This is a genomic window from Tepidamorphus sp. 3E244 (assembly GCF_046159835.1).
Taxonomy (GTDB): Bacteria; Pseudomonadota; Alphaproteobacteria; order Rhizobiales; family Tepidamorphaceae; genus JACKJK01.
Window position 1 is genome coordinate 1,020,806 of record NZ_JBJXCY010000001.1, and the last position, 16,088, is coordinate 1,036,893.

Here is a 16,088-nt window from a genome sequence, read left to right on the forward strand (position 1 = left end):
TCGGGGGACCCCGTCCAGCCGTGGAAGACGAGATTCCATGTACCTGACGGTTGAGAATGCCAGGAAAACTTTCGGCAACTTCACAGCGCTCAACGACGTCTCGATCGAGATCGAACGCGGTGAATTCGTCTGCTTGCTGGGGCCATCCGGGTGCGGGAAGACCACGCTCCTGCGATTGATCGCGGGGCTGTCGGACCTCGATGGGGGCGAGATCATGCTGGAAGGCGCACCGCTCTCCGGCATGCCGGCCCGCAAGCGCGGCTTCGGCATCGTCTTCCAGTCCTACTCGCTGTTTCCCAACATGACCGTGGCCGAAAACATCGGCTATGGCCTCAAGATCCGCGGGATCAGCACGCCCGACATCGCGCGGCGCGTGAGCGAACTGCTGGAACTCGTCAAGCTGCCGCAGGTCGCTGACAATTTTCCGGGCCAGCTTTCTGGCGGCCAGCAGCAGCGGATCGCATTGGCGCGCGCCATTGCGGTCGACCCGCGCGTGTTGCTGCTGGACGAGCCGCTCTCTGCGCTCGACGCCAAGGTCCGCGCGGAACTGCGCAGCGAAATCCGCCATGTGCAGCGCACGCTCGGGATCCCCACGCTGATGGTCACCCACGACCAGGAGGAAGCACTCGCGCTGGCCGACAAGATCATCTGCATGAACCACGGCGTCGTGATGCAGTCCGGCACGCCGGAAGACCTGTATCAGCGCCCGGCGACGCGCTTCGTCGCCGAGTTCATGGGGATCAGCAATATCATCCCGACCGATGCGATCCGGCGCGAATACCCGGACCTGCTGGATGCGCGCCCGGCAAGCGACGATGACAGCCATGTCGCCTGCATCCGCCCCGAACAGATTGACCTGACCCCGGCACCGGACGGTCGTTCCACCGTGCGCAGCATCAGCTTTCTCGGCAACCTGCGCCGCTTGGAGGTCGACAGTCCCATCGGTCCGCTGGTCATCGAGACCCACGGCGCCAATCCGTGCCGCGAGGGCGACCGGGTTGATCTGAGCATCCCGCCGCAGGCCTGCATCTGGGTCACGAACGACGTGGCCGACAAGCCCGCGGCAGCTGCGGCATGAGCCTGGCGGATACGACGGCGGCACCGCGGCGCCGGCGCGTGGATGCAGATCGGCTGCTCACGCTGGTCTGCGTCGGCGTGCCGCTGCTCGGGCTCGTCATCTTTTTCCTCTACCCGATGCTGATCGTCTTCCTGCGCTCTGTGACGGTCGGGGATGGCTACGGCCTTGAGAACTACACGCGTGTTCTGGGGTCGGTCGGGTTCTGGCGCGCGACCGGGAACTCTCTGGTCATGGGCGGCGCGACGACCGCCCTCAGCATCTTTCTCGGGTTCATCATCGCGCACGGGCTGTATCGCTGCGCATTTCGCGGCAAATGGCTGATCCGCAGCATCATCGTGCTGCCGCTTCTGGCGCCCTCGCTGGTACAGGGGCTGGGGCTGATATTCCTGCTTGGCCGCAATGGTGTCATCAGCCGCGCGCTGGGCATCGAGATTGAAATCTACGGCTTCTGGGGCCTGCTGATCGCCAACACGCTGTATGCCCTGCCGCAGGCGGTGATGATCATCGGCGCGGCGCTGGTCCTGCTGGACGCGCGCGTCTACGAGGCAGCCGACGTCATGGGGGCTTCACCCTCGCGACAGTTCCGCGACCTGACGATCCCAACCTCGCGCTTCGGCATCCTCAACGCCGCCTTCGTCTGCTTCACCATCACGATTACCGACTTCGGCAATGCGGCGGTGATCGGCGGGGACTATTCCGTGCTGGCGACGGAGATCTATTCGCAGGTCGTCGGGCAGCGCAATTTCAACATGGGCGCCGTGGTTGGGATCATGCTGCTGCTGCCTACTGTCATCTCCTATGCCATCGAGCGGCAGGCGATGAAACGCCAGCCCGTCGGGCAGGACACCGGCCAGCAGCCATATCGACCGGCCTTTTCACCGCTCCGCGACCTGTTGATGGCAGCACTGTCTGCGATCATTTGCGCCGGGATCGTGCTGGTGATCGGCATCGTCGTCTATGCCAGCTTCGTGACGCTCTGGCCCTACAACATGACGCTGTCGCCCAAGCACTACGACATCACCCTGGCGGGCGGGTACTCCTCGCTCTGGATGACCATCGTCATCTCGCTGATGGCGGCGACCGGGGGGACGCTGGCGGTTTTCCTGCTTGGATTGGGGCTGCGCCGGCTGCCAAAGGGCGTGGCCCAGCCGATCCAGATGCTGGCGGCCATACCCGCAGCGGTGCCCGGAATGGTGCTGGGCCTTGCCTATATCCTGACGTTCAATTCGACCGCGACGCCGCTCTACCTGCTGTACGGGACGGCGGCGCTCATCGCGATCGTGAATTTCTACCACTACCACACGCAGAGCTTCCTCACCGTGATGACCGGTTTTCGGCAATTTCCCCGCGCGCTCGAGGAAGCCGCCGGCAGCCTGGGTGCGGGGCTGGCGCGCACGGCTGTCGACATCGTCGCCCCCTTCATCGCGCCGATGCTGATTTCGGTCTTCTTCTTCCTCTTCATGCGCTCGATGGTGACGTTGTCTGCGGTCGTGTTCCTCACCACTCCGGACCTAAGCGTCGCGGCCGTCACCATCATGCGGCTGGACGACGCCGGACTGACCTCGCAGGCGGCAGCTTTTTCGACTTGCGTCATGGCCGTGGTCTGCGTTGCGCTTCTCGGCATGAAGGGCATGCTCGCCTGGATGGGCCAACGCCAGGGCACGAAGGGGAACGTGTGATGTGGGCGAAGGAACGTCACCAGCGCATCGTTTCCCTGCTGGCCGCAAGGCACCAGGTCAGCGCCAACGAACTGGCGGACATGCTGGGTGTCTCGCGGGAGACCGTTCGTCGTGACCTGCTGGACCTTGAGAAGGTGGGGCAGGTCAACCGCGTGCATGGCGGTGCCGTGCTGCCCGAGCCGATCTCCGAGGAACCGTTTCTCGAGCGCAAGAAGGAACAGGTCCGCGCCAAGTCCGAGATTGCGCGCAAGGCGGCAAGCCTGGTTCAGCCCGGCTTTTCCATCATGGTGGATGCCGGGACGACCACTGCCATCTTTGCGCGGGAACTGGCGAAACTGTCGGACGTCTCGGTGATCACCAATTCGCTGGAGATCGCGACCACGCTACAGAGCGCCGGCAAGGATGTGTTGCTGCTCGGTGGCACGATGGCCCCGGAAGTGCCTGCCACGTGGGGCGAACTCACGCTCTCCGAGATCCGCCGCTTTCGGGTCGACCTCTGCTTTTCCTCGCCGGTGGCCGTTCATCCAACGAGAGGCGTCTTCTTTCACGATCTGCAGGAAGCCGAGATCGCGATAGCCATGGCCAACCAATCAGGCGAGAACGTGCTGCTGGCCGATCATACCAAGCTTGGCGAAACCAGCCGGGTCCAGTCGTGGAGCGCCGATGAAATCAGCGCACTCGTCACCAGCCAGGCAGCAACGGCGGCGCAACTGGAGCCGTTCCGCGAACGCGGTGTGACCGTCGTGAATTGAGCGCGGCGAAGTGCGCTTTAAACGCGCTTTATCGCTGCCGTCTTTGCGGGTCGGTCCTCCTGGGAGGCCGTGTCCCGGTTTGCTTCGCCCTCGCTGATACCGCGCAGCTGCGTCACGAGTCCGTTGCGGATGCTGTGCACCGAGCCAAGCGTTGCAAGCACCTCGTCGGGTGCCTTGCGCTGCAACTGGGAAATGTGCAGCGGGCGACCCACGAGGTAGCCCTGGATTTCATCGCATCCCAGCTGCGCGAGCTTGGTCAGTTCTTCCGCCTGCTCGACACCTTCGGCGACGATCCGCATGTCCGTCGCACGCCCGAGCCGGATGATCGTGTCGACGATGGCGCGGGCATTTTTCGACGTGTTCATGTCCTGCACGAACGTGCGGTCGATCTTGATGCAGTCGAACGGGAAGCGGCTCAGGTAACCCAGTGAGGAGTAGCCTGTGCCGAAGTCGTCCAGCGCGACGCGGCAACCGAGCTTCTTGATCGCACGCAGCGTGCGCAGGGCGCGCTCGTCGTCGTCGATCAGCAGGTTTTCGGTGATCTCGATTTCCAGCTGCTCCGGCGGCAGGCCCGTTTCCTGCAGGATCGCTTTGATGGTCTCCAGCAGGCTCTTCTCGCGGAACTGCACCGGGCTCACGTTTACGCTCACATGCGCTGAACCCAGGTGCTGCTTTGCAATCCGGCAGGCTCTTTCCAGGACCCATTTTCCGATGGACACGATCCGGCCCGACTGCTCCGCAGAGCGGATGAAGTCGCCGGGGGGCACGAGGCCCTTTTCGGGGTGGTTCCAGCGGATGAGGGCTTCGTAGCTGATGATCTCGCCGGTCGAGGTCGCCATGCGTGGCTGGAAATGCAGGTCGAACTGGTTCTCGACAAGGGCAACGGCCAGCTCCGCATCCAGGTGCCGGCGCTGCCGGTCTTCCTCGTCCATGCCCGGTTCGTAGACGCAATAGGTGTTCCGGCCTTTCGCCTTGGCCTTGTAGAGAGCGGCATCGGCGCGCGACAGCAACTGTCCAGAGTCCATGCAGTCCGTCGAGCAGAGCGCGATGCCGACACTCGCGCCGGTATGCAGGATGAGCCCCTTCGTGCCGAGGATCGGCTGCGCCAGTGTCACCGTGAGCCTGTGTGCAAAATCCACGACCTGGTTTGTGAATTCCGCACGTTCCAGGAGGATCGCGAATTCATCGCCGCCGAGACGCGCCACGATGCCGCGATCACCGACATAGGTCTTGAGCCGCTGCCCGGTCGTGCGGATGACGAGATCGCCGGCTGCGTGGCCGTGCAGGTCGTTGATGTCCTTGAAGTGGTCGAGGTCGATCAGCAGCACCGCCAGCCGGGAATCTTCCGCGCGGGTATTCTTCACCCGCTCCTCGACATAGTGCGAGAACACGGCCCGGTTCGGCAGGCCCGACAACGGGTCGTGCTGCGCGAGGTGCCGGATTTTTTCCTCGGCAATCTTGCGCTCGCGCAGGTCGGCGATGGCGGCAACGCGCGTCGCCAGACCGCGATAGACCACCTCGCGCGACCGCACCTCCACCGGAATGGCCGTGCCGTCTGCGTGAAGGATCTGGATTTCGTAGGGATTGCTGTCGGAATTCGCGAAGTGCGTGTCGAAGACCTCGCGGCTGTCGGCGTGCACCAGGTCACTCACGCGCAGGTCCTGCATTTCCGAAAGCTGCCGCCCGACCAGCTCTTCCAGCGCCGCGTTGCCGTCGATGATCTGACCGTCGACCGCAATCAGGATGCCCTCGAACGTCGCGTTGGCCAGCGCCGACAGCCGTTCGGCTTCCTCTTCCGCCCGCTGCTTGTCCGCGATGGCGCTCTTGGCCGTTTCCTCGTCCTCGATCGTATCCATCAGCGAGTTGAAGAGGCGGCCGAGACGCTCCGCATCGTCGCCCTCGTCGATGTCCAGGCGAAGCGACAGGTCGGCGCGGCCCTCGACGAGCTTGCCGAAGGCATCTTCGACGTGGCCGATGCCGATCCGCGTCCCGTGTTCGGTCTCGTTGAGGCCGATTTCCTCGCTCTGCTTGGTCACCCGCAGGCGCACCAGCCGGGCGATCATCGCGAATGCCAGCAGCCCGACGCCGAAGGCCCACACGAAGTTGAGGCCGACCCCGAGGGCCTGCACCTGGAACTGCGCCCAGCGATCACCCAGCGGCAGAGCGGAAGCCGGTGCCAGCAGCGCCAGCCCGAGTGTGCCGACAATGCCAGCAAAGCCGTGCACGCCGATGGCGCCGACGGCATCGTCGATCCGGAAGCGGCGCTCAAGCAACGCAACACCCCAGACGGCGACGGTGCCACCGGCCGCGCCGATCAGCATCGCGCCCTGGACGGTCAGGACGGCTGCGCCGGCCGTCACGGCAACGAGACCGCCGAGCAGTCCGGTGATGGATTTCTCGGGCAGCAGGATCCGGTCGTGCCACCACCCCAGCGCATGGCCTGCGGCCGTACCCGTCGCCGCAGCAAGCACCGTATTGGCGATGATGCCGGCGATGGCCGGGGAGGCCTCCAGCGTCGATCCGCCGTTGAATCCGATCCAGCCGACGAACAGTAGCACCGCGCCGCCCGTGGCCAGAACGGGGCTGTGACCATGAATACGGATCGGCCGGCCATTCTCGTCGAACCGACCCTTGCGCGCGCCGATCAGCAGGCAGGCGGCCAGCGCCACCCACGCGCCCGTGCCGTGAACGACGGTCGAGCCGGCGAAATCGACAAACCCCATATTGGCGAGGAATGCACCTTCGTTGGCAACCAGCGCCGTGCCCCAGGCCCAGTGTACGAAGACGGGGTAGACGAAGCCCGCGATGACGATGGAACCGAGCAGGTAGGCCGTCAGGGGCATTCGTTCGGCGACGGCACCCGACACGATGGTCGCGGCCGTGCCGCAGAACATCACCTGGAACGTGAAGAACGCGAGCCCCCAGGAATCGAGGCTGGACAGGAAGAGCAGCGAGGAATCGAGGCCGACCCAGAACCCGTTTGAAGCGCCAAAGGCGAACATGAAGCCGACGCTGGCAAACAGCATCACCGAGAAGGTGAAATCCAGCATGTTCTTCTGGGCGACGTTGATGGTGTTCTTGGAGCGCACCATGCCGGCTTCAAGCAGCATGAAGCCGACCTGCATCAGCAGCACGAGGCTGGCCGCAACCAGAACCCAGACCATGTCGAGGTTGGCAGTCGTATGCGACAGCGCGGAACTGTTGGCCTGAATGAGGTCGCCCAGCGACTGGTTTGCAGTGTCCGCCGCAGCCGGTTCGGCTGTTGCACTGAATGCCGCCGCCACAGCAATCAAATGAATTGCGCTCTGAAATGCCATAACAAGAAGCCCCCGCTTTACCCTGCGAGAGAAACTTATGACAAAACCCGTAAATGCACCGTCAACTTGGCAGCAAGTGAATTAAAACTGCAAAGCGCCTCGTATTTAGGCAATTGACCGAAGAATTCGCAAATCGGACCCCGTGAAAGCACTTGGTTATCATGCTGGGACTGTACAGGAGCCGCCCGCAGGCCGTCGTGTCAGACAGACCCGGAAAGTTCCGGACTGGCAGTCGGCTGGCAAAACGGCAATCTTCGCCGCATTCCAACCGGCGCGCATGACTCTGAAGAAGCTCATGGAGCCTCCGATCCAGGCATCATGGGATGAGCAGATGGCGCGGTTCACCGGGGCTTGGATCCGGCCCCTTGGATCGGCATGGCGATACCCTCCTTGAAACGCCAGCGTGATTGGATCAGGCTGGCATCAGGCATCGCCCAACGGCCCGACGCATCCCCGTGGCCGTGCTTGGCGACGGCGGCACGATGATGGGAATTTCGGCATTCTGGACAGCAGCGCGCCATCGCATCTCCTGCATCACCGTGGTCTGCAACAATCGCTCCTACTTCAACGACGAAGTCCATCTGGAGAAGGTCGCCATCATCGCGCGCGGCAGACCGGTGGAACAAGTTGGTCGGGCACGCGATGACTGAGCTCTATATCGACTTCGCAGCCATGGCCAAGGGCATGACGGATGTTTCCTGATGCGATGTCAGGCGAACCGACGGCGGACAGATCAGCAATCAGCGTAGCTGCTCAGGACTCAACGAACTGTTGCCGAGCGACTGCTTCCGCCGCCCGGGTCAGCGCAATGCAACTTGTTTAATGTGATTCAGATCCGCTGATAATTTTGATCCGGACGGGGGGTTGCTTCCACTATAATGAGAGCAACGGAAACTCGACTGTTCGTGAATCCGGGCAAAACACGTTTCTGCTACATCACGCCCAAAAGACGGAGAATGATGACAACAACGAAGATGGTCACAATAAGTCCAAGAATTCCACGCATTATATGAATACCTTTTCAGCTGGTAGCGAACACGTTTCGCGACATATCTCTCCAGACTTCACCATCTGCAATCAACGTAGATCGCTGCCGACGACGATTGCAAAGATCAGGCAACACGCATCGCCTCGTCCAGATGCCAGTGCCAATGCCTCAGCGCGCGCATTCGTTCCACCTGTCGTTGACGAAATTGATCAAAGGGCATCGGGGTAGATCTGCTGCACGATAGCGTGCCGTGGATTGGCTGGTCTCGATCCTCGATACGGGCAGGTTTCGCTCCGCCGGAACTGGATCATTGCCCGGCATCCTGAGACGATGCACATGGCACTGCAAAAGCAGCACGCGAAAACCGACCCTGTCACCGGCGGCCGGAACAGGGCTGGGAATTGTGCTGTCAGACGAACCAAAATGGTCTCATATCGGCCGATCAGGCACCTTCGCTCGGGCAACAGAAAGCTGCTTTCAGACACCGCAGCGCGACTGAGCTTCAAGTGGCGTCACATCCGCCGAAACCGGCTAAGGGCCGTGCGAGCCGGTACCAATCTGCGGCACGGAACTCAGCGCGTTCGGCTGTCGTCGCGGCCTGCGATTGCGTCCTCGGGAGACAATCCTCATTCATTCCAGATGAATTCCTGCGGCTTCAGTTCGCGCGTCAAGGCCCAGTAGTCCACGAGCTTCCAGGGTGAATTGGCGACAACACGGCCTTGCCGGTTCTTGTACCAGTTCCCGGCGCCTGGATGCGTCCACACCATCTTCTCGTGCAGCGCATCCACGCGAGCGTTGTAGTCGTCGTGGACGTGCTTGCGGACTTCGAGGGAAGCATGATCGCCTTCGATGAGTTCTCGGAAGGCCTGGAGAATGTAGCGGGTCTGGCATTCCGCGTGGAAGAACAGGCTCCCGCCATGGGCGAGGTTGGTATTCGGCCCGTACATCACGAAGAAATTCGGAAAGCCCGGCACGCTCATGCCCATGTAGGCGCGGGCATTGTCCTCACCCCAGATGTCCCGGAGTTCGATGCCGTCGCGCCCGGTGACGTCCATCGGCCACAGCAGACGGCGCGCCTGAAAGCCGGTTGCGAGTATGAGGACGTCGGCTTCACGCTTGTGGCCATGCTGGTCGACCACACCGTCGGCTTCAAGGCGCGAGACACCACCCGAGATCAGTTCGACATTTTCCCGTCGCAGCATGGTGTACCAGCCATTGTCGCGAAGCATCCGCTTGCCGTAGGGCGGGTAGTCGGGAATGACCTTTTCCATCAGGTCCGGCCGATCGCCGATCTGCGAGCGGATATAGTCGAGGATCGTCTCCCGCATCTTCTGGTTCTCGGCGTTGAGCGAGATTTCCGAACGCGCCCAGTCCGGATCCTTCTGCAGCGAGGCGTAAAGATTGTCGCTGGAGGCCCAGAACAGCAGGTGCCGGTACCAGCGGTCGAAGGATGGAATGTTGGCCAGCGCCCACTTCATTCCGGGGCTGACTTCGCGGGAATAGTTGGCGTTGCGCATCGCCCAGTGCGGTGTGCGCTGGTAGATGTCGAGTTGTTCCACCTCCGCGGCGATGGTGGGCCCCACCTGCATGGCGCTGGCGCCGGTCCCGACCATCGCGACCTTGCGTCCCGCAAGCTCGACGCCATCGGGCCATGCCGCCGTATGGAAGACTTCGCCCGCAAACGTGTCGAGACCCTCGATATCCGGCATTGACGGGCGGTTCAACTGGCCGACTGCAGTGACGAGAACGTTGGCCTCCACCGTGCGGTGGTGACCGTTACTCTCGACGATGTCGATGATCCACCGGGCGCGATTTTCATCGAACCGCGCATCCTCGACTTGCACGCCGAAAACGATGTCCTCGCGGATGCCGAACCTGTCGACGCAATCTTCAAGATAGCGCCAGAGCTGGGAGCGCTTGGCGAAATGGTGGTCCCAGTCGCTCTTGGGTGCGAAGGAAAACGAGTAGTAGTGACTTGGAATGTCGACGCCGCAACCCGGATATCGGTTCTCAAACCACGTCCCGCCAACTGTCTCGTTCTTCTCGTAGATCGTGAAGGGGATGCCGAGCTGCTTCAGCTTGATACCCATGCAGATGCCGGACAGGCCCGCGCCGACAATGGCGACGCGGAACCTTGCCAGCGTTTCCGGCCTGGGCGGCTTTCGCCAGTGCACGTCACGCAAGTCGTTTGTTTCCGCATCGAACTCTTCGAGAAACATCTGCGCGTAGTTGTCGGGCAACCGCTGCCCGATGGCCGGGCTCATGATGTCACGAAACCGGAGCGTATCCGGATGCGGGATTGCCGCATGTGTGCCGGACGCACAGTCTGCCAGAGCCTGCTCCACGCCTGCACGGATGCGGGCTGCCAACTCGTTGGGGATGTTCTGCTGGAAACTCCAGGCGCCTTCGACATGCTTCTCGCATGCTTCCAGGAGCGTGAAGTTCCCGGTCAGCTGCGCGTGGACCATGGCGAGTGGGACCGGGTCAGCGTCCTGAAGCGCGTTGCGCAGAACGTCCATGTCGGCCGTTGCGGTGCGGCATGCGCACGCGATCCTGTCTTGGGCTTGCACCGGTTTCGCGGCTGTCGTCGCGGTCATGAGCGGCCTCGTGCAGTCTTTGGATGTCTGGTGAAGCGCAGCGCGTTCAGCGCGCCGTGTCCGGCAACGGCGGCGCAATGACGGCGGCAAGGGTCAGCGCGCTTTGATCGGACAGAAGCGGTCCGTCGGTTTCAGACTCGCGCTTGATGGTCTGCCATTCCTCATCGGCCTTGAAGGCGGCCCATGCGTTGTCGCGGCTGGCTTCGTCTGCGTGGGCGGTCAGGTAATAGAGCTTCCCGTCACCATCCGGCGCCTCGAACAACCCGAGCAGCGCGATGCCGTGCCGCGCGAGGATGCGTGCCGTGTGATCGACGAAGCGCTGCTTCATCCGTTCGAAACAGCCTTCGTTCGCCGTGTAGACGCGCCACTCGTAGATCATCGCAACCATTGCCTCTCGCCTCGTCAGAAACGCGCAGTCTAAAAGGGGAGAGCGGGAGCAGTAGGTGGGATGGCAAGATGCTGGCTATCAGTGCTACTGATGCCTGACCAAGATCAGCCAAGGACGAAACGACGATGGACCTCAGGAAGATGAGTTACTTCATGTGGGTCTTCGAAGAGGGCAGCTTCAACAAGGCTTCGGTCAAGGCCGGTGTTGGTCAGCCTGCGCTCAGCATGCAGATCCGTCAGTTCGAGGAGGAACTCGGCGTTCGCCTGTTCGAACGCGGGCCACGCGGCGTGAAGCCGACACCTGCGGCAACGCAACTCTACCAGCATGGGCGTTCGATCACCCGCGATCTTGCGCTCGCCAGGCAGGCCATGGCCGAAATCGCTGATTCCGAGACCGTTTCCGGTCGCGTGCGGGTCGGCCTCCCGCCCTCACTGAACCGGGGTTTGCTTTCAGATGTGCTGCTGGCCTTCATGGAGCGCTATCCGCAGGTCGAGATATCCATCGCCGAGGCCTATACCGGGACGTTGACCGAATGGGCGGCAGGCGGACACGTCGACTTTTCGCTCGGTGCGCGGCCAAGCGAAGCTGGCGGGATGATCCAGCGGCTCGTCTACCAGGACAAAGTCGTCCTGGTCTCGGGCCAGCCCATCAACGGACCGACAGGCACACCTTGCGATCTGCGCAATGTCGCCGATCTCAAGCTGATCCTGCCGTTCATCAAGCAGAGTTTTTCGGGAAAGGTGCGCGACCTTGTCGCCGAGGGTGAGATAAATGCGTCCAACATCATCGAGATTGACGGCTGGGTCGGCGGATTCGAACTGGCGCGCGATTCCGGCTGGGGTCTGCTTACGCCCTATGTCAGCGTATGCACCCTCGCGAAGCAGCAGGGCCTGTTCATCTATCCCATCAGCCGGCCGGTCATCGATTTCGATTTCTTCCTCGTCTATGACCAGCGCCGCCCGATCACGCTGGCCGGACGGCGGTTCATCTCCATGCTTGAAAGCCGCTTGCAGGACGTGAGCGAGTCATGGCGGCGCTTCACCGAGCGGAAGTAGCGACAGCTCCATCAGCTATGCGTCTGGCTGATAGCATCTATCACCCCCAACACCCTTGTTCACCGACCTCCGACCGATACCGTGCATCGGGCTGGGCCATTTCCGGCCTCGCGGGGGAAGAACAAGGCTATTCATGGGTTTCACGTCCGACATCAAGACAGTCAGCGGGGTCGATATCGGCCTCTACCGCGGCGGGGAGGGCACGCCGGCGCTTTTTCTCCATGGTGCCAACGGTGTTGCCGGCTGGTCGCCGCTGTTCGAGAAACTTGCCGTGCATCACGACCTGCTCGTACCCGAACATCCCTGGTTCGGACGCTCGCAATGCCCGGAACATATCGGGTCGGTCGCGGATCTGGCGCTCTTCTATCTCGACCTGCTGGACGAGCTGCACCTGCGCGACGTGCACCTCATCGGCACGTCGCTTGGCGGTTGGATTGCCGCGGAGCTGGCCGTTCGAAACACGTCCCGCCTGTCGCGCGTCACGCTGGTTGCTCCGGCAGGAGTCCTTCCCGCGGGCGCTCCGGTGCGTGACCTTTTCAGTTGGTCGCGCGAGGAACTGACGCGCAAGCTCTTTGCCAATCAGGGGATCGCCGAAAAGCTGCTGTCGGTGGAGCCGAGCCACGCGCAGGCTGACACAGACCTGAAGAACCGCGTTGCAACGTGCCGTTACGCCATGGGTCCGCGCTTCGCCAATCCCGGCCTGAAGGACTGGCTCCATCGCATTGATGTTCCGCTCGATATCGTGTGGGGCAAGGAAGACGGGATCGTGCCGGCATCGGCGGCGAACATCTGGAAAGACGCCGTGCCTGGCGCGCGTGTCAGCTTCATCGAGAATTGCGGGCATCTGCCTCATGCCGAAAAGGCGGAGGAAACGGCCAGGCTGCTGACCGCCGGATAAACGAACGCGCCAAGCCGCAAAGAAACGGCGGGCGAAAAGACAACAATCAAACGACTGGGAGAGACACCATGTTTCGTAGAATGTTTGCCGCAGCCGCGCTTGCCGCGACGCTGACGGGGACCGCGATGGCGGCCGACGTGACCTTCAACCTTGGCCACGTGACCGCGACCAACAATCCGTATCACATGGGCGCGACCATGTTTAAGGAGGCGGTCGAGGAGAAGACCGACGGGGCCGTCGAGATCAAGATCTTTCCGGCGCGCCAGCTCGGGGACGACAAGCAGCTTCTGGAGGGCGTGCGTCTCGGCACAATCGACGCTGCACTCGTCTCAGCCTCCACGTTTTCCGCCTACACGCCGTTGCTCGATGCGCTGCAGCTGCCATTTCTCGTGACCAGCTACGAGGACTGGGCAAAGGTTCTCACCTCCGATGCCATGGCCGAATTGCTGGAGGGTGTTGCCGATATCGGTGTCGTCCCCCTCGGGCTCTATGAAGGTGGCCTGCGCCACTTCGCCAATGTCGGCGAGCCGGTGACCAAGGTGTCCCAGCTGCAAGGGCTGAAGGTCCGCGTCGTGCCCGCTCCGCTTCACCTCGATATCTGGGAAGCGATCGGCGTCAACGCCACGCCAATGGCGTTCGGCGAAATCTACACCTCGCTCCAGACTGGTGTTCTGGACGCGGTCGAGATGAACGCGACCTCCATCTATTCGGAGAAGTTCTACGAAGTGGCCAACAGCTTCACGCCGACGAGCCAGTACTTCTTCTCAGCCGTCGTCGTCATCAATCCGGCGCGCTGGGAACAGCTCAGCGACGACCAGAAGCAGGCCTTGCGCGACGCTGTCTCCGAAACCACCGGCGAGCAGGTGATGGCTACGGCAAAGCTTGATGACGAGGCCCTCGCCAAGCTCCGGGAACTCGGCGTGAAGATTGGCGAATTCGAGGAACAGGATGAACTGGAGAAGCTTGTTCAGCCTGTCTATGACGAGTACATCGGCAAGGACCCGCGCATCGGAACGTTCGTCGAGAAGGTTCGCAAGATGGTCGGCAAGACCGGGTCGGGCAACTGATCAGGCCGCTGGTACGGCCGCTGCCTATCCGGAAAATCCTGCGGCCCATGAATTGGTGAGGGGCGAGATCCGCCACGGCGGGATCGTCCCTCCGCTTTGAGCACTGGCGGCACATGCATCCCGACGACGAAACGCCATCACCTACGCCGCCCTCGGGGATTTCGCGCGCCATGTCAGGCGTGCTGGACGCCTATCGGCGTGTCATGTGGCTCCTCGCGATCACCTCGATAGCGGCGATCCTTCTTGCCGTCGGTGCGCAGGTCGTCGCGCGCTACGTGTTCGGCGCGTCGTTCCGGTGGTCCGACGAACTCAGCCGCTACATGCTGGTCTGGATCACGTTCATTTTTGCAGGCATCGCACTTGAACGCGGCGAAATGATCGCGCTCGACCTCCTGGATCGGATCAATACGAGAGCGTTGCGCATCGCGATCACGCTTGCCACGTCCATCCCGGTGCTCGCCGCACTCTCGGCAATTGTCTACTACGGCTACCGCTACGCGGCGCTCAATGCCTCGCAGAGCTCCCCGACGCTCGGCATCTCCATGTTCACGGTCTATCTGGCGATCCCCATCGGGCTGACCCTGCTGGCGCTCCACGTCCTCGCCATCGCACTGCGCGATATCGCGCGGCAATTTGCGCGCGGTTGAAGAGGCATGTTCGCGTTCTTCAGTGCTTTCGCAACGTTTCTCGTGCTCGGCGTGCCGGTGGTGTTCGTACTGCTGCTGGCAGCGCTCGTCCCGGTCGTGCTAGCCGGGAACACCCATCTTCTGCTTGCCTTCCCGCAGCGCATGTTCGCCGGCGTCGACCAGTTCGTGCTGCTGACGATCCCGCTTTTCCTGTTTGCCGGCAACATCATGAACGCCGGCGCGATCACCGAGAAGCTGATCCGCTTCTGCCAACTGCTGGTGGGGTGGCTGCGCGGGGGACTTGCCCTCGTCAATGTGCTGGCAAGCCTGCTGTTCGGCGGCATCAGCGGTGCCGCCGCCGCCGATGCGGTCGCGATTGGCAAGATCCTGATTCCGGGCATGAAGAAGGAAGGCTACGACGAGGACTTCGCCGCAGCCCTGACCGGCGTGAGTTCGGTAATCGGCTCGATCATCCCGCCGAGCATCAGCATGATCATTGTCGGTGTGCTAGGCGGCATGTCGATTGCCGACCTGTTCGTGGCCGGGATTGTCCCCGGCGTGATGCTTGGTGTCGGCCTCATGGGCTACTCGCTGATCGTCGCGCACCGTCGCGGGTACCCGAAGGCGGACAGTGTCGACATGTCCCAGGCATGGTCCATCGTGCGCGATGCCCTCCCGGTCCTGCTTCTGCCGCTTATCATTCTCGGGGGCATCCTCGGCGGCGTCTTCACGCCGACAGAGGCAGCCGCCGTCGCGTCGTTCTACGCGCTGGCCATTGCCGCGTTCTTCTACAGGACATTGAAGTGGGAGGCCGTGACGAGGGCTCTCTACGACACCTGCATGACTACATCGGCCATCATGCTGGTCGTCGCCATGGCCAACATCGTTTCGTGGGTCTTCACGCTGGCCTCCGTACCCCAGCAGGCTGTCGATTTCATCTTCTCGCTCACCGACAACAGGATCGCGATCCTGTTGCTGATCAACGTATTTTTGCTTTTCATCGGTGCCATCCTGGAACCCATAGGCGCGTTGATCCTGACAATGCCGATCCTGCTGGAAGTCGGGAAGGCGCTGGGGATGGACCCACTTCATCTCGGTGTCATGGTCGTGCTCAACTTGGTGATCGGGTTGGCCACCCCGCCGGTCGGCATCTGCCTGTTCATCGTCAGCACCATCAGCAAGGTGCCATTTCTGGCGGTGGCGCGTGCAGCTCTGCCGATGCTTGCCATCTGCATCGTCGTATTGCTGTTGATCACGCTGGTGCCGGAACTTTCGACCACGCTTCCCGGCTGGCTGAACTAGTTGCCGAGAACTGCGCAAGCTGTCGCAAGTATGCTGTCAGACGAACCAAAAAAGTCTTCGATCAACCCGCAAGCCGACCTGGCTCAGGCAGCGAAGAGCTGCTGCCACTCGGTCAGTGCCGCGGCTCGGTTCAGCTTGAGATTGTGCCAGCGCCAGTGGGCCATTGAACGCATCCGCTCGACCCGTCCCTGACGGATCTGAGCGGCGGCTATCGGACCGAACCGGTTCCATCAGTAGCGCACCGTTTCGTGGCTGATGTCGATGCCGCGATCGTGCAGCAGGTCTTCCACGTAGCGCAGTGACAACGCGAACCGGACATACATCATCACCGCCAGGCGAAT

12 protein-coding genes are annotated in these 16,088 nt (G+C 62.3%); 9 read left to right on the top strand and 3 right to left on the bottom strand.

What is annotated here, in order from left to right; translation table 11 throughout:
• Window positions 1-37 precede the first annotated feature (37 nt).
• From ACKTEK_RS04915 to ACKTEK_RS04925, 3 genes are read left to right on the top strand one after another with little or no spacing between them, the layout of a single operon-like run.
• On the top strand, window positions 38-1,078 hold the full coding sequence (locus tag ACKTEK_RS04915) for an ABC transporter ATP-binding protein (protein ID WP_409164125.1): 1,041 nt from the start codon (window positions 38-40) through the stop codon (window positions 1,076-1,078).
• Window positions 1,075-2,757, top strand: coding sequence for an ABC transporter permease subunit (locus ACKTEK_RS04920; RefSeq protein ID WP_409164126.1), 1,683 nt, complete (start codon window positions 1,075-1,077; stop codon window positions 2,755-2,757). Before ACKTEK_RS04915 ends, ACKTEK_RS04920 begins: the two co-directional genes overlap by 4 nt.
• Window positions 2,757-3,509: a DeoR/GlpR family DNA-binding transcription regulator gene (locus tag ACKTEK_RS04925; RefSeq protein WP_409164127.1), complete on the top strand. Its 753-nt coding sequence runs from the start codon at window positions 2,757-2,759 to the stop codon at window positions 3,507-3,509. Before ACKTEK_RS04920 ends, ACKTEK_RS04925 begins: the two co-directional genes overlap by 1 nt.
• A 17-nt stretch (window positions 3,510-3,526) precedes the next feature.
• Here the strand turns inward: ACKTEK_RS04925 and amt are convergent, their stop codons facing one another.
• Window positions 3,527-6,826 (bottom strand): ammonium transporter, encoded by a 3,300-nt coding sequence (gene amt / locus ACKTEK_RS04930; RefSeq protein WP_409164128.1) that lies wholly within the window; start codon window positions 6,824-6,826, stop codon window positions 3,527-3,529.
• Window positions 6,827-7,281: 455 nt separating this feature from the next.
• Between amt and ACKTEK_RS04935 the strand changes: the two genes are divergently transcribed.
• Window positions 7,282-7,476 carry a thiamine pyrophosphate-dependent enzyme gene (locus ACKTEK_RS04935; RefSeq protein WP_409164129.1) on the top strand — a complete coding sequence of 65 codons (195 nt, stop codon included), beginning with the start codon at window positions 7,282-7,284 and terminating at the stop codon, window positions 7,474-7,476.
• Between the two features lie 964 nt (window positions 7,477-8,440).
• Here ACKTEK_RS04935 and ACKTEK_RS04940 read toward each other — a convergent pair.
• Together ACKTEK_RS04940 and ACKTEK_RS04945 are read right to left on the bottom strand one after the other, a co-directional pair.
• The gene (locus ACKTEK_RS04940; protein ID WP_409164130.1) at window positions 8,441-10,333 is read right to left on the bottom strand and encodes a flavin-containing monooxygenase; all 1,893 of its coding nucleotides are present in this window, start codon (window positions 10,331-10,333) and stop codon (window positions 8,441-8,443) included.
• Window positions 10,334-10,457: 124 nt separating this feature from the next.
• On the bottom strand, window positions 10,458-10,799 hold the full coding sequence (locus ACKTEK_RS04945; protein WP_409164131.1) for an NIPSNAP family protein: 342 nt from the start codon (window positions 10,797-10,799) through the stop codon (window positions 10,458-10,460).
• 125 nt (window positions 10,800-10,924) lie between these two features.
• On the opposite strand from ACKTEK_RS04945, the gene ACKTEK_RS04950 reads away from it, so the two are divergent.
• The 5 genes from ACKTEK_RS04950 to ACKTEK_RS04970 all read left to right on the top strand — a co-directional run bounded on the left by ACKTEK_RS04950 (window position 10,925) and on the right by ACKTEK_RS04970 (window position 15,747).
• Window positions 10,925-11,854 (top strand): LysR family transcriptional regulator, encoded by a 930-nt coding sequence (locus tag ACKTEK_RS04950; protein ID WP_409164132.1) that lies wholly within the window; start codon window positions 10,925-10,927, stop codon window positions 11,852-11,854.
• A gap of 133 nt (window positions 11,855-11,987) precedes the next feature.
• Window positions 11,988-12,752: an alpha/beta fold hydrolase gene (locus ACKTEK_RS04955; RefSeq protein WP_409164133.1), complete on the top strand. Its 765-nt coding sequence runs from the start codon at window positions 11,988-11,990 to the stop codon at window positions 12,750-12,752.
• 68 nt (window positions 12,753-12,820) lie between these two features.
• Complete coding sequence (locus ACKTEK_RS04960; protein ID WP_409164134.1) at window positions 12,821-13,819, top strand: TRAP transporter substrate-binding protein; 999 nt, start codon at window positions 12,821-12,823, stop codon at window positions 13,817-13,819.
• A 170-nt stretch (window positions 13,820-13,989) separates the two neighbouring features.
• A complete protein-coding gene (locus ACKTEK_RS04965; RefSeq protein WP_409164135.1) occupies window positions 13,990-14,466 on the top strand; it encodes a TRAP transporter small permease in 477 nt (158 codons plus the stop codon).
• Between the two features lie 6 nt (window positions 14,467-14,472).
• On the top strand, window positions 14,473-15,747 hold the full coding sequence (locus tag ACKTEK_RS04970) for a TRAP transporter large permease (protein WP_409164136.1): 1,275 nt from the start codon (window positions 14,473-14,475) through the stop codon (window positions 15,745-15,747).
• Window positions 15,748-16,088 lie beyond the last annotated feature (341 nt).